The 20,129-nt window shown below is 65.5% G+C and carries 19 protein-coding genes and 1 tRNA gene; 10 read left to right on the top strand and 10 right to left on the bottom strand.

Features of this window, described 5'->3' with window-relative positions; all coding sequences use genetic code 11:
- Positions 1 to 8 precede the first annotated feature (8 nt).
- Together K6T56_03535 and K6T56_03530 are read right to left on the bottom strand one after the other, a co-directional pair.
- On the bottom strand, positions 9 to 428 hold the full coding sequence (locus K6T56_03535) for a biopolymer transporter ExbD (GenBank protein MCL6555417.1): 420 nt from the start codon (positions 426 to 428) through the stop codon (positions 9 to 11).
- Positions 429 to 435: 7 nt separating this feature from the next.
- Complete coding sequence (locus tag K6T56_03530; GenBank protein MCL6555416.1) at positions 436 to 1,041, bottom strand: MotA/TolQ/ExbB proton channel family protein; 606 nt, start codon at positions 1,039 to 1,041, stop codon at positions 436 to 438.
- Between the two features lie 340 nt (positions 1,042 to 1,381).
- Here K6T56_03530 and ispB point away from each other — a divergent pair, with 340 nt between their 5' ends.
- From ispB to K6T56_03505, 5 genes are all read left to right on the top strand, one after another.
- Complete coding sequence (gene ispB / locus K6T56_03525) at positions 1,382 to 2,311, top strand: octaprenyl diphosphate synthase (GenBank protein MCL6555415.1); 930 nt, start codon at positions 1,382 to 1,384, stop codon at positions 2,309 to 2,311.
- A 225-nt stretch (positions 2,312 to 2,536) separates the two neighbouring features.
- Positions 2,537 to 2,613 (top strand) — tRNA-Pro (locus tag K6T56_03520).
- A 118-nt stretch (positions 2,614 to 2,731) separates the two neighbouring features.
- On the top strand, positions 2,732 to 2,962 hold the full coding sequence (locus K6T56_03515) for a hypothetical protein (GenBank protein ID MCL6555414.1): 231 nt from the start codon (positions 2,732 to 2,734) through the stop codon (positions 2,960 to 2,962).
- An 11-nt stretch (positions 2,963 to 2,973) separates the two neighbouring features.
- Positions 2,974 to 4,563, top strand: a complete 1,590-nt coding sequence (locus K6T56_03510; GenBank protein MCL6555413.1) for a PAS domain-containing protein — start codon at positions 2,974 to 2,976, stop codon at positions 4,561 to 4,563.
- 44 nt (positions 4,564 to 4,607) lie between these two features.
- Complete coding sequence (locus tag K6T56_03505; GenBank protein ID MCL6555412.1) at positions 4,608 to 5,918, top strand: sigma-54 dependent transcriptional regulator; 1,311 nt, start codon at positions 4,608 to 4,610, stop codon at positions 5,916 to 5,918.
- 4 nt (positions 5,919 to 5,922) lie between these two features.
- Here K6T56_03505 and K6T56_03500 read toward each other — a convergent pair whose 3' ends face one another.
- The 3 genes from K6T56_03500 to K6T56_03490 form a co-directional block, all read right to left on the bottom strand.
- Positions 5,923 to 8,418 carry a glycogen/starch/alpha-glucan phosphorylase gene (locus K6T56_03500; GenBank protein MCL6555411.1) on the bottom strand — a complete coding sequence of 832 codons (2,496 nt, stop codon included), beginning with the start codon at positions 8,416 to 8,418 and terminating at the stop codon, positions 5,923 to 5,925.
- Positions 8,419 to 8,588: 170 nt separating this feature from the next.
- The gene (locus tag K6T56_03495; protein ID MCL6555410.1) at positions 8,589 to 8,999 is read right to left on the bottom strand and encodes an EamA family transporter; all 411 of its coding nucleotides are present in this window, start codon (positions 8,997 to 8,999) and stop codon (positions 8,589 to 8,591) included.
- Between the two features lie 16 nt (positions 9,000 to 9,015).
- Positions 9,016 to 10,371 (bottom strand): sigma 54-interacting transcriptional regulator, encoded by a 1,356-nt coding sequence (locus tag K6T56_03490; GenBank protein MCL6555409.1) that lies wholly within the window; start codon positions 10,369 to 10,371, stop codon positions 9,016 to 9,018.
- Positions 10,372 to 10,590: 219 nt separating this feature from the next.
- On the opposite strand from K6T56_03490, the gene K6T56_03485 reads away from it, so the two are divergent.
- From K6T56_03485 to K6T56_03475, 3 genes are read left to right on the top strand one after another with little or no spacing between them, the layout of a single operon-like run.
- Entirely contained in the window at positions 10,591 to 10,920 is a 330-nt protein-coding gene (locus K6T56_03485) for a DUF2173 family protein (protein MCL6555408.1), read from the top strand.
- Between the two features lie 10 nt (positions 10,921 to 10,930).
- The gene (locus K6T56_03480) at positions 10,931 to 11,260 is read left to right on the top strand and encodes a DUF2173 family protein (GenBank protein MCL6555407.1); all 330 of its coding nucleotides are present in this window, start codon (positions 10,931 to 10,933) and stop codon (positions 11,258 to 11,260) included.
- 47 nt (positions 11,261 to 11,307) lie between these two features.
- Positions 11,308 to 11,679, top strand: coding sequence for an SCP2 sterol-binding domain-containing protein (locus tag K6T56_03475; GenBank protein MCL6555406.1), 372 nt, complete (start codon positions 11,308 to 11,310; stop codon positions 11,677 to 11,679).
- Positions 11,680 to 11,732: 53 nt separating this feature from the next.
- Here K6T56_03475 and modC read toward each other — a convergent pair whose 3' ends face one another.
- Genes modC through modA form a run of 3 tightly spaced genes read right to left on the bottom strand, consistent with a single transcriptional unit; the run spans position 11,733 to position 14,252 of the window.
- Positions 11,733 to 12,797 carry a molybdenum ABC transporter ATP-binding protein gene (gene modC, locus K6T56_03470; GenBank protein ID MCL6555405.1) on the bottom strand — a complete coding sequence of 355 codons (1,065 nt, stop codon included), beginning with the start codon at positions 12,795 to 12,797 and terminating at the stop codon, positions 11,733 to 11,735.
- Positions 12,794 to 13,474, bottom strand: a complete 681-nt coding sequence (gene modB / locus K6T56_03465; GenBank protein ID MCL6555404.1) for a molybdate ABC transporter permease subunit — start codon at positions 13,472 to 13,474, stop codon at positions 12,794 to 12,796. The genes modC and modB overlap by 4 nt, the downstream gene beginning before the upstream one ends.
- Position 13,475: 1 nt before the next feature.
- Positions 13,476 to 14,252, bottom strand: coding sequence for a molybdate ABC transporter substrate-binding protein (modA, locus tag K6T56_03460; protein MCL6555403.1), 777 nt, complete (start codon positions 14,250 to 14,252; stop codon positions 13,476 to 13,478).
- A gap of 279 nt (positions 14,253 to 14,531) precedes the next feature.
- Between modA and K6T56_03455 the strand changes: the two genes are divergently transcribed.
- Positions 14,532 to 14,957 carry a copper chaperone PCu(A)C gene (locus K6T56_03455; protein ID MCL6555402.1) on the top strand — a complete coding sequence of 142 codons (426 nt, stop codon included), beginning with the start codon at positions 14,532 to 14,534 and terminating at the stop codon, positions 14,955 to 14,957.
- Positions 14,958 to 14,981: 24 nt separating this feature from the next.
- Here the strand turns inward: K6T56_03455 and K6T56_03450 are convergent, their stop codons facing one another.
- Both K6T56_03450 and K6T56_03445 read right to left on the bottom strand, forming a co-directional pair.
- Positions 14,982 to 15,449 (bottom strand): DUF1854 domain-containing protein, encoded by a 468-nt coding sequence (locus K6T56_03450; protein ID MCL6555401.1) that lies wholly within the window; start codon positions 15,447 to 15,449, stop codon positions 14,982 to 14,984.
- On the bottom strand, positions 15,446 to 17,701 hold the full coding sequence (locus K6T56_03445) for an ABC transporter ATP-binding protein/permease (protein MCL6555400.1): 2,256 nt from the start codon (positions 17,699 to 17,701) through the stop codon (positions 15,446 to 15,448). The genes K6T56_03450 and K6T56_03445 overlap by 4 nt, the downstream gene beginning before the upstream one ends.
- Positions 17,702 to 17,943: 242 nt before the next feature.
- On the opposite strand from K6T56_03445, the gene cphA reads away from it, so the two are divergent.
- Positions 17,944 to 20,124, top strand: a complete 2,181-nt coding sequence (gene cphA, locus K6T56_03440) for a cyanophycin synthetase (protein MCL6555399.1) — start codon at positions 17,944 to 17,946, stop codon at positions 20,122 to 20,124.
- Positions 20,125 to 20,129: the final 5 nt, after the last annotated feature.

Genomic DNA, 20,129 nt, shown 5'->3' with positions numbered 1-20,129 from the left:
CATCGGGCTCAGCGGCGCTCGCTCTGGGTGGCGAAGGTGATGCGGGCATAGCCCGCGAGTCGGGCCGCTTCCATGACGTTGATCACCGACTGGTGGGTGGCATTGGCGTCGGCGCTGATCACGATCATCGGATCCTGCTGGCCACCCGCCGCCTGGCGCAGGGCCTGGCTCAGGGCTTCCGCCCCCTTGCCGACGAAGGGTTTGCCGTTGACCACATAGCGGCCCGCCGCATCCACGGCGACGTTGACGGCCGCCGGCTGCTCCGCGGGCTTCTCCGCCTGGGCCGTGGGCAGGGTGATCTGCAACTGGGCGATCTGGGAAAACGACGTGGTCACCGCGAGGAAAATGACGATCACCAGGAGCACGTCGATCATGGAGATCAGGTTGATCTCCACGCTCTCCCGTTCCCGCCCGCGCCGGAAATCCATGGCCTTTTCACCGCCGTTCGCCGTGGAGCACTTCCACGAGCTTGATGGCCTGCTGCTCCATCTCCACGATCAGGGCGTCGATCCTGGCGCGGAAATGGCGGTAGAAAATCAGACTGGGGATGGCCACCAGAAGACCGGTGGCGGTGTTGTAGAGAGCAATGGAAATGCCATGCCCCAACTGCGCCGGATCACCGCCGGAAACCTTGAGGGAGGCGAAGATTTCCACCATGCCGATCACCGTGCCGAACAGGCCCCACAGGGGCGCCGCGGTGGCGATAGTGCCCAGGGTGGTGAGGAAGCGCTCCAGTTCGTGCGCCACGGCGCGCCCTTCCTCCTCCACCGCCTCCTTCATCACTTCCCGCGTGCTGTTGGCATTGCGCAGCGCCGCGGCGAAGATGCGGCCCAGGGGCGCTTTCCGCGCCAACCGGTCGAGGAGCTCGGGGGTAATCCCCTTGTCCTTGAGCTCCTGCAGCACCTGGGGCAGCAGGTTCCGGGGGGCGATGACGCTTGCGCGCAATGTCCACAGCCGTTCGCCGATGATGCCAAGGGAAACGATGGAAGCGAAAATGAGCGGCCAGATCGGCCAACCTGCCTGTTCGATGATGCTGAGCACCCGCTGCCTCCCCAAACAAATGGCCGTAACTTTATCCTGCGGCGGCAGGATGGGCAAGGCCAGATTCGCCATTGGCATGGCCAGATGCTGCAAGAGACTTGGGCGAAGACGCCTATCGCCTGCCGCGCGCGAGAGCCGCAACTTCCGGCCTGCCGACGAACAACATCCCCGGTACTGCAAAACCGCTTGCCCCTTCGAGTGATGAGACCCATCAGCAAACCCGAAGCCCATCCGCTTTCCTTGACCCATCCCCCGCCGCCTCCCTACCATACGCTTTTCCCTCTCCATTCCGGCCGACTCCGTGCAACTTGAGCAAATCCGCCGCTTCATCGAAGGGGACATGCAGCGTGTGGACGCGGTGATCCGCCATCGCCTCCACTCCGATGTGCTGCTCATCCGTCAGGTCTCCGAATACATCATCGCCAGCGGCGGCAAGCGGCTGCGGCCGGCGCTGGTGCTTTTGTCGGCCGGCGCGTTCGGTTACCGGGGTGAGAAACACTACGACCTGGCGGCGGTGGTGGAATTCATCCATACCGCCACGCTGCTCCATGACGACGTGGTGGACGAATCCAGCCTCAGGCGGGGCAGACAGACCGCCAACGCCCTTTTTGGCAACGCCGCGAGCGTCCTCGTGGGGGATTTTCTCTACTCCCGTGCTTTCCAGATGATGGTGGGGGTGGGCAGCCACCGCGTGATGGAAATCCTCGCCGATGCCACCAACGTCATCGCCGAGGGCGAGGTGCTGCAGCTCATGAACTGCCACGATCCTGACATCGACGAGGAACGCTACCTGCGGGTGATCCGCTACAAGACGGCCAAGCTCTTCGAAGCCGCCTGCCGCCTCGGCGCGGTGCTGGGCCAGGCGGGGACAGCGGAAGAAGAAGCCATGGCCACCTACGGCATGCACCTGGGCACGGCCTTTCAGCTCATCGACGACGTGCTGGATTATTCCGGCCAGCAGGCGGAAATCGGCAAGAACCTGGGCGATGACCTGGCGGAGGGCAAGCCCACCCTGCCCCTCATCTATGCCATGCGCCACGGTACCCCTGCCCAGGCCGCCGTCGTCCGCCGAGCCATCGAAACGGGGGGCCTGGCCGACTTCGACGCCGTCTGCGCCGCCATCCGGGACAGCGGCGCCCTGGATTACGCCGCGGCGACGGCACGACGCGAGGCGGAGACCGCCTGCCAGGCCATCCAGCCGCTCCCGGATTCAAATTACAAACAGACCCTGCTAGAATTGGCAGCTTTCGCGGTCTCGCGGAACCACTAGCGTGAATGCAGCCAGCCCCAGCGAAGCGCCCGGGGCGAGAGAAGGCCGGCTCAAGCAAGCCACACGGCGACATTCACGCTGCGGAGCAGCCAACCCGGCCACACGCGGCACGCCCGAAGTGCCACGGCTGTTCAGCCCGGGCGGCAACGGCTGCCGGACCTTCCCGCGATGACCCGCCCATGCCCCGTGCAGGCGCAAAACCCGCACGGCCATGGTCTCCCACCACGGGGTGTAGCTCAGCCTGGTAGAGTACTGCGTTCGGGACGCAGGAGTCGGAGGTTCGAATCCTCTCACCCCGACCAAATCTTTCCGCTCCGAGGAGGCCCCGCTGGGGCTCCAGGTGGGGCGGACAACCGCCGGGCCAGGGGGGTGATATGATGCGCCCTCAGACATCAGCCCCTGTTTCGGATCAGCCGGCCCATGCGCTTGCTCGTTTTTCTCCTCGGCCTCTTTCTCCTCTATCTCGTTCTCAAGACCTATTTCCGCAACCTGGCCACGCCGCGCCAGCCGGACAGCGCGCGCCTGCCGGAGCAGGGTGAGGACATGGTGCGCTGTGTGGTGTGCGGGGTGAACACGCCGCGCAGCGAGGCGATCCTGAGCGGCGGTGAGTTCTTCTGCAGCGAGGAACACCGCCGTCTGCGCCGTCACTAGTTTCGCCGATCATGTGGTCCGAGGCCGCCCTCCGCCAGACCGAGCGTGTGCGCGATGGCTTCTGGCAGTCGCTGCACTATTTCAATCTCTACCGGCTGATCGTCGCCGGGGTCATCCTGCTTGCCCATCTGCTGCTCAAGGAGCAGATCGTCATCGGCCGGGCCGCGCCCACGCTCTTCGTGGTGACGAGCCTGCTCTATATCCTGTTTGGCGGTGTGCTGATGGTGACCACACACAACCGCTGGCCGCGCTTCGAGCTGCAATTGAGCGCGCAGGTGCTGGCGGATGTGGCCCTCGTCTCCGTCCTCATGTATGCCAGCGGCGGCATGGCAAGCGGCCTCGGTCTGCTTTTGCTCATCACCCTCGCTGCGTCCAGTCTGGTGGCCGAGGGGCGGCTGGCCATGTTCCACGCGGCGGTGGCCACCCTCGCCGTGCTTCTGGAACAGACCCTGTGGGCGTGGGGGGCCGATGGCAATCCGGAATATTTCCAGACCGGGCTTTTGTCCCTCAGTTTCTTCGCCGTGGCCGGCCTGGCCCAATACCTGGGCAAACGCCTTTACGCGACCGAGGAGCTCGCCCGCCAGCGTGGCCTGGATCTTGCCAATCTGGATCTGGTGAATCAGCTCATCATCCAGGACATGCAGGACGGCGTGGTGGTGGTGGACGGCGAAGGCCATGTGCGGCAGGTGAATCCCCAGGCGGAACGCATCCTGGGGCCGCTGCCCGGCCCCCGCGGTGTGGTGACCCTGGACCGCTACGCGCCGGAGGTGGCGCGGCATTTCGGCACCTGGCGGGAGGCCAGCGACATCGATCTTCTGCCCCTGCGGGCGGCGCAGGCGCAGCCCTTCCGCGTGCGTTTCGTGCCGGTCCGGGGTGACAAGCGGCTGGGGGCGGTGATTTTCCTTGAGGACATGAGTCGGGCCCAGGCGCAGGCGCAGCAGTTGAAACTGGCGGCGCTGGGCCGGCTCACCGCCAACATCGCCCACGAAATCCGCAACCCGCTTTCCGCCATCGGCCATGCCACGCAACTTTTGCAGGAGGACACCGCCGATGCGACACAGCGGCGCCTGCTGGAAATCATCCGCGACAACACTTTCCGCCTCGACCGCATGGTGCAGGACATCCTGCAGTTGAACCGCAAGGACCGCGGCAACCCGGAGGCGCTGCGCCTTGCGCCCTATCTCCTAAGCTTCGCCGACGAATTCTGCCAGGTGGAGAAAATCCCCCGCGCCACCTTCTCCGTGGAATGCGATGACGATCTCACGCTCTATTTCGACCGTTACCATCTGCATCAGGTGCTGTGGAATTTGTGCCGCAATGCCTGGCGGCATGGCTCGAAACGCCCGGGCAGCATCCGCCTGGTGGCGAGCCGGGGGCTTGCGCCCGGTGTTGTACAATTGGATGTCATAGACGATGGACCCGGGGTGCCACCGGAGGACCAGGCCCACCTGTTCGAACCCTTTTTCACCACGGAGAGCACGGGCACGGGTCTGGGCCTCTATATCGCGCGCCAGCTCAGTGAGGCCAACCAAGCCAGTCTGGATTACATCGAGCTCGCCCCGGGTGGCCAGTTCCGCATCTGCGGCAAGGGAGAACCGTGAAACGGCCCCAGCGACCCACCGACGCCACCACACCGCGTGTCCTCATCGTGGACGATGAGGCGGACCTCCTTGAGCTTCTCGAGCTCACGCTGCTGCGTATGGGACTGGAACCCCAGCGGGCGATGAAGGTCAATGAGGCCCGACAGCGCCTCGAGGAGGAATGGTTCGATCTGTGTCTGACCGACATGCGCCTGCCGGACGGCACCGGCCTGGAACTGGTGGAATACATTGCCCAGCATCATCCCCAACTGCCGGTGGCGGTGATCACCGCCTTCGGTAGCGCGGAGAATGCGGTGGCCGCACTCAAGGCCGGCGCCTTCGACTACCTGTGCAAGCCCGTTTCCCTGGAACAGTTGCGGGCGCTGGTGAAATCGGCGCTCAAGGTGCCGGAGAAGACCAGTGAACGCACAGTAAGCCGCGTGCTGCTCGGCAACTCCCCCGCCATCCAGCAGGTGCGGGCGATGCTGGACAAGCTGGCCCGCAGTCAGGCCCCGGTACACATCACGGGCGAATCGGGCAGCGGCAAGGAACTGGCCGCGCGCCTCATCCACGAGCGCAGCAACCGGCGCGACAAACCCTTCATCGCCGTGAACTGTGGGGCGATTCCCGAAAATCTCATGGAAAGCGAGTTTTTCGGCTACCGCAAGGGGGCTTTCACCGGCGCCGAGACGGATCGCGAAGGCTTTTTCCAGGCTGCCCATGGCGGCACCCTCTTCCTCGACGAGGTGGCCGATCTGCCGCTCCCCATGCAGGTGAAACTTCTGCGCGCCATCCAGGAAAAAAGCGTGCGCAGGGTAGGCGCCACCCAGGAGGAACCGGTGGACGTGCGCATCATCAGCGCCACCCATCAGAATCTCGCCCAGCTCGTGGAAAGCGGGCGCTTCCGCCAGGACCTCTACTACCGCCTGAATGTCATTGAGGTGCGCATGCCCGCGCTGCGGGAGATGCGCGAGGACATTCCCGTCATCGCCGAAGCCATCCTCGCCCGTCTGGCCGCCGCCGCCAACCAGCCGATGCCGCGTCTCACCGCGGACGCGGTGGCGGCATTGCAGGACTACAGTTTCCCCGGCAACGTGCGGGAACTGGAAAACATCCTCGAACGCGCCCTGGCATTGGCCAACGGCGCGGAAATCGGCAGTCAGGACCTTTATCTCTCCGTGCCCGAGGCGGCGCAGGAGGCAGAGCGGGAACCCGGCGCCAAATGGCCGCTGCAGGAGTATCTGGATCGCGTGGAGAAGGAGGCGATCCTGGAGGCGCTGGAAAAGACCCGTTACAACAAGACTGCCGCCGCCCGCCTGCTGGGCATCACCTTCCGCGCCCTGCGCTACCGCCTGGAACGCCTCGGCATCGAGTGAGGTATCACATCCCCCGCGTTGCGCGGCGCCGCCGGACGGGCTTCACGTTCCAGATTTTCTCCGCGTATTCACGGATGCTGCGGTCGGAGGAGAAGCGCCCCATGCGGGCCACGTTGAGCACGACGCGGCGCAGCCAGTCCTCGCGGTCCCGGTAGACGCGCTCCACCTCCTGCTGCGCACTCACGTAGGCGCCATAGTCGGCAAGCAGCAGGAAATGATCGCCGCCGTGGGTGAGGGCATCGAAAATGGGATGGTGCCGGTTCGCCTCGCCCGGGGAGAAGAATCCGTCGCGGATCATGTCCAGCACCTGGCGCAGCTCGCCGTTCTCCTGATAGTAGCGCCAGGGGTCGTAGCCCTGGGCACGGAGCGCCGCCACCTGCTCCGTATTGAGGCCGAAAATGAAAATGTTTTCCGGCCCCACCGCGGCGCGGATTTCGATATTGGCCCCATCCAATGTGCCGATGGTGAGCGCCCCGTTGAGGGCGAACTTCATGTTGCCCGTCCCGGAAGCCTCCGTCCCCGCCGTGGAAATCTGCTCGGAAAGATCAGCGGCGGGGATGATGTCCTGGGCGGTGGAAACGTCATAGTTGGGAATGAAGACCACCCGCAGCCGGCCGGCCACCAGCGGATCATGGTTGACCACCTCGGCCACGTCGTGGATCAGGCGGATGATGTGCTTGGCCATCCTGTAACCGGGCGCCGCCTTGCCGCCGAAAATGACCGTGCGCGGCAGATGATCGCCCGCCGGATTGGCGCGAATCCGGTTGTAGAGGGTGATCACGTGCAGCACATTCAGGAGCTGCCGCTTGTATTCGTGGATGCGTTTCACCTGCACATCGAAGAGGGAATCCGGATCCACCTCGATGCCGAGGTGGTTGCGGATCAGCCCCGCCAGCCGGAGCTTGTTCGCCCGTTTGGCTTCGCCGAAGGCATGGCGGAAGTCGGCATCGTCGGCGAGGGGCGCAAGCCGCTCCAGTTGGTCCAGGTCCCGCAGCCAGCCAGCCCCGATGCGGGAAGTGATGAGCCGGGCAAGCTCCGGGTTGGCCTGGTTGAGCCAGCGCCGGGGCGTGATGCCATTGGTGATGTTGACGATTTTTTCCGGCCACAGGCGGTGGAAGTCGGCGAAGATGGTTTGCCGCATGAGCTCGGTGTGAATCGCCGCCACGCCGTTGACCTTGTGGGATCCCACCACCGCCAGATGTGCCATGCGCACCCGTTTCGGTGTGGATTCCTCGATCAGGGACACCCGGCGCAGAAGCTCGTGGTCACCCGGGTGACGGTGAGCGACCTCCTGGAGGAAGCGATGGTTGATCTCATAGATGATCTGCAGGTGACGCGGCAGCACCCGCTCGAAGAGGGGCACCGGCCAGGTTTCCAGGGCCTCCGGCATCAGGGTGTGGTTGGTGTAGGAAAACACGCGGCGGGTGATGTCCCAGGCGTGCGTCCAGTCGAGGCCATGCTGGTCGACGAGGATGCGCATGAGTTCGGCAATGGCGATCGCCGGGTGGGTGTCGTTGAGCTGGATGGCCACTTTCTCCGGCAACTGGTCGAAGCCACGGTGATGCTTCTGGTAGCGGAAGAGGATGTCCTGCAGTGAGGCGGAAACGAAGAAATACTGCTGCTTCAAGCGCAGCTCCCGGCCCATTTCTGTGGTGTCGTCGGGGTAGAGCACCTTGGACAGGTTCTCCGATTCGTTCTTCTGCTCCACCGCCTTGATGTAGTTGCCCTCGTTGAAATAGGCGAGATCGAAGTCCCGTGTCGCCTTCGCCGCCCACAGGCGCATGTTGTTGACGGTATCGGTGCCAAAGCCGGGAATGGGCGTGTCGTAGGCCATGGCCATCACGTCGTCGGTGTCGATCCAGTGATGACGCGTGCGGCCGTGTTCGTCGGTGTGGCTCACCACGCGGCCGTGGAACTTGACCTGGTAGAGCACCTCCGGACGGGGGAACTCCCAGGGGTTGCCGTAACGCAACCAGTTGTCCGGGTGCTCCACCTGGCTACCGTTCTCGATTTTCTGCCTGAACATGCCGTACTCGTAGCGGATGCCGTAGCCGTAGCCGGGGATGCCCAGCGTCGCCATGGAATCGAGGAAACAGGCGGCAAGCCGCCCCAGACCGCCATTGCCCAGGGCCGCCTCGTGTTCCACCTCGCGGATCGCGGCAAGATCGAGCCCGAGGCTTTCCACCGCCTCGCGGAACGCCGGCTCGCACCCCATGTTGAGGACGCTGTTCATCAGAGTGCGGCCCATGAGGAATTCCATGGAGAGGTAGTACACGCGCTTGGTGTCGGCGCGGTAATAGCTGCGCATGGTTTCCATCCAGCGTTCGATGAGCCTTTCCCGCACGGCAGTGGCCGCGGTGTAAAACCAGTCCCGGTCGGTGGCCGTGATGGGGTCCTTGCCGATGCTGTACACCAGATGGTTGCTCAAGGAACGTCGCCAGCCAGCGGCATCGAGACCGGGCCGGTCAAGTTCCAGATCCGCGAGGGGATTGCGTGTCATTTTTGCCTCCACCAGGCAAGCCATGTCCCATAACCCGAGATTGATGATTAGGCCGGCGTGGCCTTCGCGGCGTTCCGGCAAGTCACGTCGCCTCTGCCTCGCCATCCATCCCGCCTGCGCGCCCTACAAATGTGGCATAACGGCAGGCCGGCGCCGTCGCTTGAGGGGATTCAGCCGGCCAGAAGGACCATGGCCAGCAGGGCGAGGCAGATGCCTGCCCACTGGCGCAGCCCCACCTGCTCGCCCATGAAGGCCCAGGCAAGCACCACGGTGAGCAGGGGATAGAGGGCGGTGAGCACCGACACCAGCATGGCGGGCCCGCGGGCAATGGCGTACATGTAGGCAATGCCGCCGGTCATGCCCAGCATGCCGGTGAGAAGGGCCAACCCCACCGCCCGCGGCTCCCACTGGGGCCGGAAATCCAGGGTCGCCAACACTATCAGCGCCACACTGAAGGCCCCCACCGCCTGGAAGAACAGGGCGCTGCGGGGATCAATAAGGCGCGTGGTGATCTTGGGGAAAAGGGCCCACAGGCCCCAGAAAACGAAGGCAAGAAGGGCGGGAAAATACCAGTTTCGCATGGGCAGGCTTAAGGGGTCAGTTGAGGCCCAGACGCCGCATGCGGCGCCAGAGAGTGGTTCGGTCGATGCCCAGCATCTTGGCGGCGGCGGCCTTGTTGCCGTCGCAACGCTTGAGGGCGAAGAGGATCTGGCCCCGCTGGTGACTGTCAGCATCTTCGCTCTTGCCCGTCACCGGCAGCGGCCCCCTGCTGTGGTAGTCGCGGATGTCCTGGGGCAGGCTCTCCGGCTGGATCACCCCATCCACGGCGCAGATGAGGGCGTGTTCCAGGGCGTTTTCCAGTTCCCGCACGTTGCCGGGCCAGGGGTAGTCGAGGAGCAGCCGCAGGGCTTCCGGAGCCAGGGTGGCGCGCGCGTAGCCCCGCGTGTAGAGGCGGTCGAGGAAATGGTCGATGAGGAGCGGAATGTCCGCCTTGCGGGCACGCAATGGGGGAATGTGCAGGGTGATGACGGACAGCCGGTAGTAGAGATCGGCGCGGAACTGGCGTGCCTCCACCGCATCCTTGAGATTGCGGTTGGAGGCGGACACGATGCGCACATCCACCGTCTGACTGCGATTGGAACCCACCGGCTCGAAACTGCGCTCCTGCACCGCCTTGAGAAATTTGGCCTGCAGATGCAGCGGCACCTCCCCCACTTCGTCGAGGAAAAGGGTGCCACCGTCGGCGGCGGCGAAGCGTCCGATGCGGTCGCTCGAAGCGCCGGTGAAGGCCCCTTTGACATGGCCGAAGAATTCCGACTCCAGCAGCTCAGAGGGAATGGCGGCGCAGTTCACCTCCACCAGGGGATGGGCGGCGCGGGGGCTCAAGCGGTGGAGGCTGCGCGCCAGCACGTTCTTCCCCGTGCCCGATTCCCCTTGCATGAGCACATAGGCCTCGGTGGGCGCGGCCTGGCGCAACTGGCGCAACACCTCCAGCATACGCGCATCCCGGGTGATGAATTCGCGGCCGCCATCGCCCTGCACGCCCTCCTTAAGGCGGGCCATCTCCGTCACGTCCCGCAATAGCACCAGCCGCACCGCCCCGCCGGTTTTGCGCTCGATGATGCCGGTACGCAGGCGGAAACAGCGTCGGCCCGAGGGCAGGTCGAGCCAGCGTTCCAGCTCCACCACCCCTTTCTGGCGGCGGCTTACCGCATCATCGAAGCCCTGTTCGATCAACCCCCGGGTGATGGCGAGCCTCAGGTTCACGCCGCCCACATCGTTCAGGCTGCGCAGGGGCCGGTCGGCGGGGATTTCCAAAAGATGGCGCACGGCATCGTTGGCGAACAGAATGACCCCCTCCACCGTGGCCAGCAACACGCCCTGGTCGAGGCCGGCCAGCAGGCCTTCCAAGATGGCCTCGTTCTGCAGGAGTTCACTGAGGGCGGTGGCCATGGGGCACTGATGCGCAACGGCAACGCAGAGCACAAATTGTTGTTCAGAATGGGAATTCTATCCCGTTTCGGGTGGTGCGCAACGCTTCGGCTGCAACACGGACCACCCGATTGTCACACAAGCCACTGATTTTACAGAACTTTCAAAGCTGGCACGGGCGTTGCTGAGGGTTCCGGTGCAGGGGTCATCCCTGTTTCCCGTCAACCCAAGGAGAGTCACATGGCAGATCTCAAAAAACTCATGAGCATTCCCGGCGCCTTTGCCGCCGGCGAGTTCTCGCCCACCGGCGAGCTCATCAACTATGTGGGCAACATCAGCCTTCAGGCGGCCAAGATGGCCGCACAGATGTGCGCCGCCAACATGCTGATGGCGAAGATGGAGGCTTCCGGCTGGACGGCCTACACCGGCAAGGACGGCTTCGAGCCGGCGGTGGGGTTCGCCGTCTCCGGCCCGGAAAACTCCGCCCTGATCATGGGCAACGTGGGCGTGTTCGTGCGCAACAAGGACACGGATTTCGACAAAGCCTTCGCCACCCTGGCGTCCGTTTGAGGAGACCATCATGGCCGATCTGAATGCACTGCTCAAAATCAAAGGCGTTTTCGCCGCTGGCACCTTTTCCGATGACGGCAAGCTGACCGGCTTCGTCGGCGACATCACCGAGGACGAGGCGGCCATGGCCGCCGCCATGTGTGCCGCCAACATGCACATGGCGCGCATGCAGACCGACGGCTACACGGCCATGAGCGGAGAATCCGGCTGGACGCCCGCCACCGGTTTCGCCGTCGCCGGCCCCAAATATGCGGTCTGTGTGATGGGCAACACCGGCGTCTTCGCCCGGGTTGGCGAAGCCTCCTTCAACGAAATCTTCAAGGCGCTGTCCGCGGCTTGAGGCCGCCCCGGCCGGCAACAGCCGGCCGGCTTTTTTTGGGAGGAACGATGGACGATTTTCTTTCGGCCGCCTGGGCCGAGCGCTACAAGGAACTTTGGAACCGCAACGAGGCCCTGGTGAGTGGCCTCAAGGGCTTCTCCGCCCTCATCGAATACGGCTGGGAGGATGGCTCCCAGCCCAGCGCCTATCTGGAGGTGGTGGATGGGAAAGCCATCGCCACCGCCTTCGGTGAGGCGCCGCGCAAGCCCGACTTTGTCATGAAAGCCAGTCCGGAAAACTGGCAACGGCTGCGGGAAGGCACCCTCTCCGGCCGCGCCGCCCTGCTCACCAAGAAGCTCAAGTTCCAGGGCTCCATGATCACGGCCATGAAATACATGGGGCCCTTCGAGCAGAGCATTGCCCTCCTCGGCAAGGCCTAGAGCATCATGGCGGGCCGCCGCGCCATCATTCGGGGCGGCGAGCGCCAGGGTGCTCAGCAAAGCGCCGCGGTCTTCACCTGGGCAAAAAGGGGCTGCCCCAGTGCCACTCCCAGTTGGGCCAAGGCGCGGCGCGTCAACCGCGCCAGGATCACCTCTTCTCCTACCTTCACCTCGGCAAGACACAGGGCCGGGTGGGTGTCGTCGAGAATGGCATGGAGGCGTCCCGCAAGCAGGTTCTGAATGCTGGTCACGCCTGGGTGCGTGGCCAGGCTCACATCCCGCGCCAGCACCCGGACCCGCACCGGATGCCTTGCGGGCGCGCCCTCATGGCGCACCCACAGGCTGCCTCCGGCAAAATCCACCCGCGCAAGCCCCCATGCCCCGTCCACCTCCCCCACCACCCCCTGCAACACCACCCCCGCCTCCTCACCGAGTTGTCGGGCCAAAACCGGATGGGTGCACAGGGTGCGCAAGGAGCCCGTTGCCTGAACACGGCCCTCAGTCAGCACCACCACATGGTCGGCAAGCCAGGCGAGCTCCTCCGACGAATGGGTGACGTAGAGCATGGGGATGTCCAGCTCCTCGCGCAACCGCCTGAGGAAAGGCAGCACTTCACGACGCCGGCTTAAGTCCAGCCCCGCCAGGGGTTCGTCCATGAGGAGGAGGCGCGGCTCGGCGGCCAGCGCCCTGGCGATGGCCACCCGCTGCCGCTCGCCCCCGGAAAGTCCTGCGGGACGTCGCGGCAGCAGCTCCCGCAATGCGAGAAGATCGATGAGGGGCTTAAGCTCCAGGCGCGGGGGGCGCTTAAGCCGCCGGCGGCCGTACTCCAGGTTGGCCTTCACGCTGAGGTGGGGAAACAGGCTTGCCTCCTGGAAGACGAAGCCCACGGCGCGCCGGTGGGTGGGCAGGCGCCAGCCTTCGTCCTGCCAGACTTCGCCATTCACCACACAGCGCCCCTGCGCCTCCCGCTCGAGGCCGGCGATTGAGCGCAGCAACGTGGTCTTGCCGCAGCCGGAAGGTCCGAAGAGAACGGTAACACCCCGGCCCGGCAGGCACAGATCCACGTCCAGGACGAAGCCCGGGCGGACCAGGCGAAAGCGCGCCTCGATGTCCGTCACACGCCAGCTCCCCCGCGTCCCCGCTGCCACAGATGCACCATCAGCAGCATGAGGAAGGAAAACAGCAACAGAACCGCCGCCAGCCGGTGGGCCTCGCCATAGGCCAGGGCCTCCACGTGATCGTAGAGCTGTATGGACGCCACCCGTGTTGTCCCCGGCAGATTGCCCCCGATCATGAGCACCACCCCGAACTCACCCACGGTATGGGCGAAGCTGAGAATCACGCCACTGACAAAGCCCGGCAAAGCCAGGGGAACGGCCACGGTGAAAAAGGCGTCCAGGGGCGAGGCATGCAGGGTGGCGGCGGCTTCCAGCGGCCGTGTCCCCACCGCTTCGAAGGCACGCTGCAGGGGTTGCACCATGAAGGGCAGGGAGTAGAGCACCGAGCCCACCACCAGGCCCGCGAAGGTGAAGGGCAGAAGGCCCAGCCCCAGCCGCTGGGTGAGCCACCCCACCGGGCCTTCCGGCCCCATCGCCACCAGGAGGTAGAAGCCCAGCACCGACGGCGGCAGGACCAGGGGCAATCCCACCAGCGCCCCCACCACCGACGCCAGCCGGCTGCGGCTGTGATGGAGCCACCAGGCGATGGGCGTGGCCAGCACGAGCAGGATCGCGGTCGTCACCGCCGCCAGTCGCAGGGTCAGCAGCAAGGCTTCCAGATCCGCCGCAGAAAGCATGCTAGTCAGCCTTCACCCCGCCGGGGGGCAGGAAACCGTAACGTTCCAGTATGTTCCGCGCCGTGGCCGTCTCCATGAAGTCGGCAAAGGCGCGGGCGAGGGGGTTCGCCATGCCGCGGCGGGTGATGACGAAGCCCTGCTCCAGGGGCGCATGCCATTCTTCCGGGATCAACGCGAAGGCACCTTCCTGCGCAAGCTGCGGGCTTTTCACCAGGGAGAGGGCGACGATGCCCACCTCGGCGCCTCCGGTCTGCACGAACTGGGCCGCCTGCGCGATGTTTTCCGCGAAAAGCAGCTTCGGCGCAAGGCGCGACCACACGCCGGCCGCGCGCAGGGCCTCCTCCGCCCGCCTGCCATAGGGCGCATGTCGGGGATTGGCCAGCGCAATGCGGTGGATGCCGGGCTGGCTGAGGTCGGCAACCGAAAGGCGCCTCACATCAAGGCGCGTGCTCCAGAGAACGATGCGTCCCCGCCCATAGGGCCGCACCGGGCCTGATGCAAGCCCGGCCTCCACCAGCGCGCGGGCATAGTCGATGTCGGCGGAGAAAAAAAGATCGAAGGGAGCCCCGTTACGGATCTGGGTCTGCAGTTTGCCCGAGGAGCCGTAAACCACGTCCACCTGCGCCTCCGGATGGAGACGGCGAAAGGCGGCCGTGATGTCTTCCAGGGCGAACTTGAGATCCGCCGCCGCGGCGACGGTGAGCGGCGCCGCCGGGCTGGGCAAGGCAAAAAGCGCAATCAGGATGAAAACCACGAACCGCCCGAAGGCACCCCGCATCCCGCCTCCCTTTCCTGCCAGCGCCACGGCCCACCTCGTTATACCAATCTGGATATAACGCTACCACGGGGGCGGTGCTCTCCGCAAGGTGAAGCCAACGCCGCCTGCGACGATTTGTCGCAGCCCCCAGAAAACGGCTGTGGCATCATAATCCCGAAAACCCAAGTTGACCGCTTTCAGCCCAGCGTAACGGCGCGGCCAACCTGAACATCCCGATTTACGCCGTATTCACCCCACTCCACGGAGGAAAACGTGAAACGTTCCAGTCTCATCGCAGGTATGCTGACGCTCCTTGTCGCCGGTGCGGCATTGGCCGAGGTCGAAGTGAAAAACCCCTGGATCAGGGCCACGGTGCCGGCGCAGACCGCCACCGGGGCCTTCATGGAACTCACCGCGAAAACGGATGCGCGGCTGATTGCCGCGCGCTCGCCCGTGGCGCAGACGGTGGAAATCCACGAAATGAAGATGGAAGGCGGCGTGATGAAGATGCGCGCCATCCCCGGCCTCGATCTGCCGGCCGGCAAGCCCGTGTCGCTTGCCCCCAGCGGCTACCACATCATGCTCATGGGACTTACGCGTCAGATCAAGGCGGACGAAACGGTGCCCCTCACCCTGGTGGTGGAGCGGAAGGACGGCGGCCGCGAGGAAATCGAAGTCAAGGCCAAGGCGCGCGCGCTGGGCGCTAGCGCCCACCACGGCCACTGACTGAGGTCCCCTGCAGGCACCCGCTCAGAGGAAACGGTCGAGGATGCGCCGGCTGGTGCGGTCCAGCCCCATGACGTCGCGGATGAAAAACTGGATGCCGTGACTGTCGGCGATGAGGAGACTGTGGGCGCCCAGGGGCCGGATATCCTCCTCGCCCTTGAGCACGAAGCGGGTGCGCCCCCGGTCTGTTTCCACCTCCCAGGTGCTGGGGGTGGCGTAGCTGGACACCCGCAGAATGCGCCGGATTTCCGGCATGAATTCCCGGCCGGCGAGGGCCGCCTCGATCAGCGAGCGCCGCGCCTCATCCAGCGCGTCAAGATCGGGAATCCAAAGACATTCATGACCATCCGGCCCCACCAGGGCCACGCCTTCCCGGGGTGCGGTGATGGGGAAGGCACGCACCGGCACGACCCCTTCGTGGCGGCTGCCATCGGGCAGCTCCAGCACCAGGCGGCCGAAGGCGTTGCGGCTCAAGGTGAACGCCAGACTCATGGCACCCCTGCCGCCTTCACCACCGGGGGCAGCTCCGCTTCCATCTCTTCCTGCTCCTTATCCACGTTGCGCGCCTGCGCCTGGTAGAGGCGCCAATAGTGCCCCTGCCTGGCCATCAACTCGTCGTGGCTGCCGATCTCCACGATCCGGCCACGATCCATCACCACCAGGCGGTCGGCGCGGCGCAGGGTGGAAAGACGATGGGCGATGGCGATGGTGGTGCGCCCCGCCACCAGATTGTCGAGCGCCTTCTGGATTTCCTTTTCGGTTTCCGTGTCCACGGAGCTCGTCGCCTCGTCGAGAATGAGGATGCGGGGATCGATGAGCAGGGCGCGGGCAATGGAGATACGCTGACGCTCGCCCCCCGACAGACCGTGGCCCCGCTCGCCCACCAGCGAGTCATAGGCCTGGGGCAGCCGCAGGATGAACTCATGGGCGTGGGCTGCACGCGCGGCGGCGACGATCTCCTGCCGCGATGCGCCGGGTTTGCCGTAGGCGATGTTTTCGGCGATGGTGCCAAAAAAGAGGAAGGGCTCCTGCAACACCAGACCGATGTGACGCCGGTATTCGGCAATGGGCAACTGGCGGATGTCCACCCCATCGACCCTGATGCTGCCTTCGGTGACATCGTAGAAACGGCAGATGAGATTCACCAGGGTGCTCTTGCCGGATCCGGAGTGTCCCACCAGACCGATCATCTCCCCCGGCTCGATGACGAGATTGATGTCGTGGAGCACGGCACGGTTGCCGTAACGGAAGCCCACGTGGCTCAGTTCAATGCGCCCCTTCACCTGCGGAAGGTGCACCGGCCGCGCCGGCTCCGGCACGGTGGAGACGTGGTCCAGGATGTCAAAGATGCGTTTGGCCCCCGCCGCCGCCTTCTGCGTCACGGAGACGATGCGGCTCATGGAATCGAGCCGCGTGTAAAAACGACCGATATAGGCGAGGAAGGCGGTGAGCACCCCCACCGTGATCTGGTTCTGCGACACCTGCCAGATGCCGAAGGCCCACACCACGAGCAAGCCCACCTCGGTGAGCAGCGTCACTGTCGGGGAAAAGAGGGACCAGGTGCGGTTGAGCTTGTCGTTCACCGCCAGGTTGTGGCGGTTCGCCTCGCGGAAGCGCTCGGCTTCCCGCTCCTCCTGGGCAAATGCCTTCACCACCCGGATGCCGGGAATGGTGTCGGCCAGCACGCTGGTCACCTGGGACCAGACGCGGTCGATCTTCTCGAAACCGGTGCGCAGCCGGTCGCGCACCTGGTGGATCATCCAGGCGATGAAGGGCAGGGGCAGAAGCGTCACCAACGCCAGCCAGGGATTGATGGAAAAGAGGATCACCGCCGTCATCAGGATCATGAGGACGTCGGTGGCGAAATCGAGGAGATGGAGCGAGAGGAAAACATTGATGCGGTCCGTCTCGGAACCGATGCGGGCCATGAGATCGCCGGTGCGTTTGCTGCCGAAATATTCCAGGGAGAGGCGCAGAAGATGTTCATAGGTCGCGGTGCGCAGGTCCATGCCGATGCGCTCCGACACCAAAGCCAGCAGATAAGTGCGCGCCCAGCCCAACCCCCAGGCCACCACCGCCGCCAGGGCGAGCCCCCCGAGTAGCAGGAGGACCAGCCGGGTGTCGATGGGCTGCCCGTTCTGGTAGGGAATGAGCACGTCGTCCATCAGCGGCATGGTGAGATAAGGCGGCACCAGCCCCGCCGCCGTGGAGGCGAGGGTGAGGAGGAAGGCGGCGATGAGCCGGCCCCGGTAGGGACGGGCAAACCGCCAGAGGCGCAACAGCACCCAGGTAGAAGGTGGCGTCTCCGTCTCCCGCGCACAGAGGGGACACTCCTCCGCCTCCGGCGGCAGCGGAGCCCGACAGGTGGGACAGAGGACCTCGGTCTCCGGCGCGATGGGCCTGCCCTCGGCCTGCGCTGCCACAGCCCGCTGGAACTCGCGCACCAAGCGGCTGCCCGCCAGATGATGGCCCAGGGTGTAATGCCAGACCGCAAGCCGCCCCTGCCCGTCCATGAGCTCCAGCGTGCCCACCCCCGCGTGATCGCTCTGCTCCAGCCGCAAACCGGGGCCGAGGGGCCAGGCCTGCCAGCCCTCCTTGTCCGGCGTCAAGGCAAGGAGCCTGTGGTCGGTCACGGCAAGGAGCCCGTGGGCGAAACGAAGCCCCGTATCCAGATCCAGCTCGAGGGTGGCAAGCAGCGTTTCCCCGGGCTCGAGGGGAATGGAAGGGGTAGCAGGCTTTGTCATCGGAACCGCAGGTGATGCGTTATGGGGAGGAAAAACGGGCGGAAGCGCCGACGGTTGACGATCTGCTCCCAGCCACGGCGTGTTCCGGCAAGACCCGCGATATGACCCTTGAAAGGCGGTTTTCGGTTATGCTTCACAAATTTTCGCAGGAACGGCCCAGCGCCGCATTATATCCCAGTGCCTCTCTCCTTCTTCGTCTGTGTGATAGCCGGGAACCGCGCGTTCTCCCGCCCCCGCCAGTCATGAGCAAACGTTCCATCGAATTCCTGCGGGTGGTCTACCTGCGCGGCCCCAATCTCTGGACCTACCGCCCCGTGCTCGAGGCCTGGGTGGATATCGGCGATCTGGAGGATTGCCCCTCCAACACCCTGCCCGGCTTCTATGAGCGGCTCACCGCCTGGCTGCCGGGGCTCGTGGAACACCGCTGTGGCGTCGGCGAACGGGGAGGCTTCCTCAAACGGCTGAAGGAAGGCACCTGGCCCGCCCATATCCTGGAACACGTCACCATCGAACTCATGAACCTGGCCGGCATGAAGGTGGGCTTCGGCAAGGCGCGCAGCACGCCGGTGCGGGGGGTGTACAAGGTGGTGGTGCGCACCCGCCACGAGGAGGTGGGTCGGGCCTGCCTCATGGCCGGCCGTGATCTGGTCATGGCCGCCATCGAGGACACCCCCTTCGATGTGGCGGGCACGGTGGAAAGGCTGCGGGACCTGGCCGACCGGCTTTGCCTCGGACCCTCCACCGCCTCCATCGTGGAAGCGGCCACCGAGCGGGGCATTCCCCACATCCGGCTCACCGACGGCAACTTGGTGCAACTGGGATACGGTGCACAAAGCCGCCGCATCTGGACGGCGGAGACCGACCGCACCCCGGCCATCGCCGAATCCATCGCCTGCGACAAGGACCTCACCAAGCGGCTGCTTGCCGCCTGCGGCGTACCGGTGCCCCAGGGTCGGGTGGTGAAAAGCCCAGAAGAAGCCTGGGAAGCGGCGCAGGATATCGGGCTGCCGGTGGCGGTGAAACCCACGGACGCCAATCATGGCCGCGGCGTCTCCCTCGACCTCAAGACCCGCGAGGAAATAGAAGCGGCCTATCGCCTGGCGGAGCGGGAAGGCAGCGAGGTCATCGTGGAACGCTTCGTCCCCGGTGATGAGCACCGTCTGCTGGTGGTGGGCGGCAAGGTGGTGGCCGCCGCCAAAGGCAGCAGCGCCTGGGTCACGGGCGATGGCCGCTCCACCATCGTCCAGCTCATCGACAGCCAGATCAACACCGATCCCCGGCGCGGCACCACGGAGGATTACCCCTTGAACGTGATCCGCATCGAGGAGGACCCGGCCGTGGAGCTGGAGCTTGCGCGCCAGGGTTATCGCGGTGACGACGTGCCGCCGGCCGGCACCCGCATCCTCATCCAGCGCAATGGCAACGTGGCCTTCGACGTCACCGACCGGGTTCATCCCGAGGTGGCGGCAGCGGCTTCCCTTGCCGCCCGCATCGTGGGCCTGGATGTAGCCGGCATCGACCTGGTGGCGGAAGACATCTCCCGCCCGCTTGCGGAACAGGGCGGTGCCATCGTCGAGGTCAACGCCGGACCCGGTCTGCTCATGCACCTCAAACCGGCGGAGGGCCAGCCGCGCCCCGTGGGCCGCGCCATCGTCGATCATCTCTTTCCGGAAAGCGGCGCCGCCGGCCGCATCCCCATCGTCGGCATCACCGGCCGGCGCGGCACCACCTTGATCGCCCGCCTGGTCACCCTCTTCCTCCAACTTGCCGGCAAGCGCACCGGCCTGGCCTGCCGGGATGGCGTTTTCTTCGATCGCCGCCACGTCACCGTGCGCGATGGCTGCCGCTGGATTGCCGGTCATCAGCTCCTCATGAACCGCATGGCCGATGCCGCCGTCTTCGAAACCCCGGCGGAAATGATCCTCGACGAGGGTCTGCCCTACGACCGCTGCCAGGTGGGTATCGTCACCGACGTGAGCGGCTGGGAGCGCCTCGGGCGGTACTACATCGACAATGCGGAACAGCTCTACACCGTGCTGCGCACCCAGGTGGACGTGGTGCTGCCTGAGGGCGTGGCGGTGCTCAATGCCTGCGACCCCCTCGCCGTGGAAATGGCGGAACTGTGTGACGGAGCGGTGATGCTCTACGCCCGGGATGGCAGCGTGGCGGCGCTTTCCCGCCATCGCGCGAAGGGGGGCAGCGCGGTCTTCACGCAGGACGGCGAAATCCTGCGCGCCCAGGGTCTCGAGGCGCGTCCCTTCACCCGCCTGGAAGCCATCGGCTGGCTCGCGGCGGCAGGCAGAGAGGGCGTGGAAAGCGTGCTCGCCGCCATCGCCGCCGGACTTGCCCTGGGATTGCCCGAAGACCTCATCCGCACCGCCGTGGAAACCTGCCCGCCTGCGGAACTGGGCCTTGCCGGCTGAAGCCA

The sequence above is a fragment of the Burkholderiales bacterium genome (assembly GCA_023511995.1).
Classification (GTDB): Bacteria; Pseudomonadota; Gammaproteobacteria; order Burkholderiales; family Thiobacteraceae; genus Thiobacter.
Note: the sequence above shows the minus strand (reverse complement) of the source record. Positions and strands in the feature narration are given on the sequence as shown.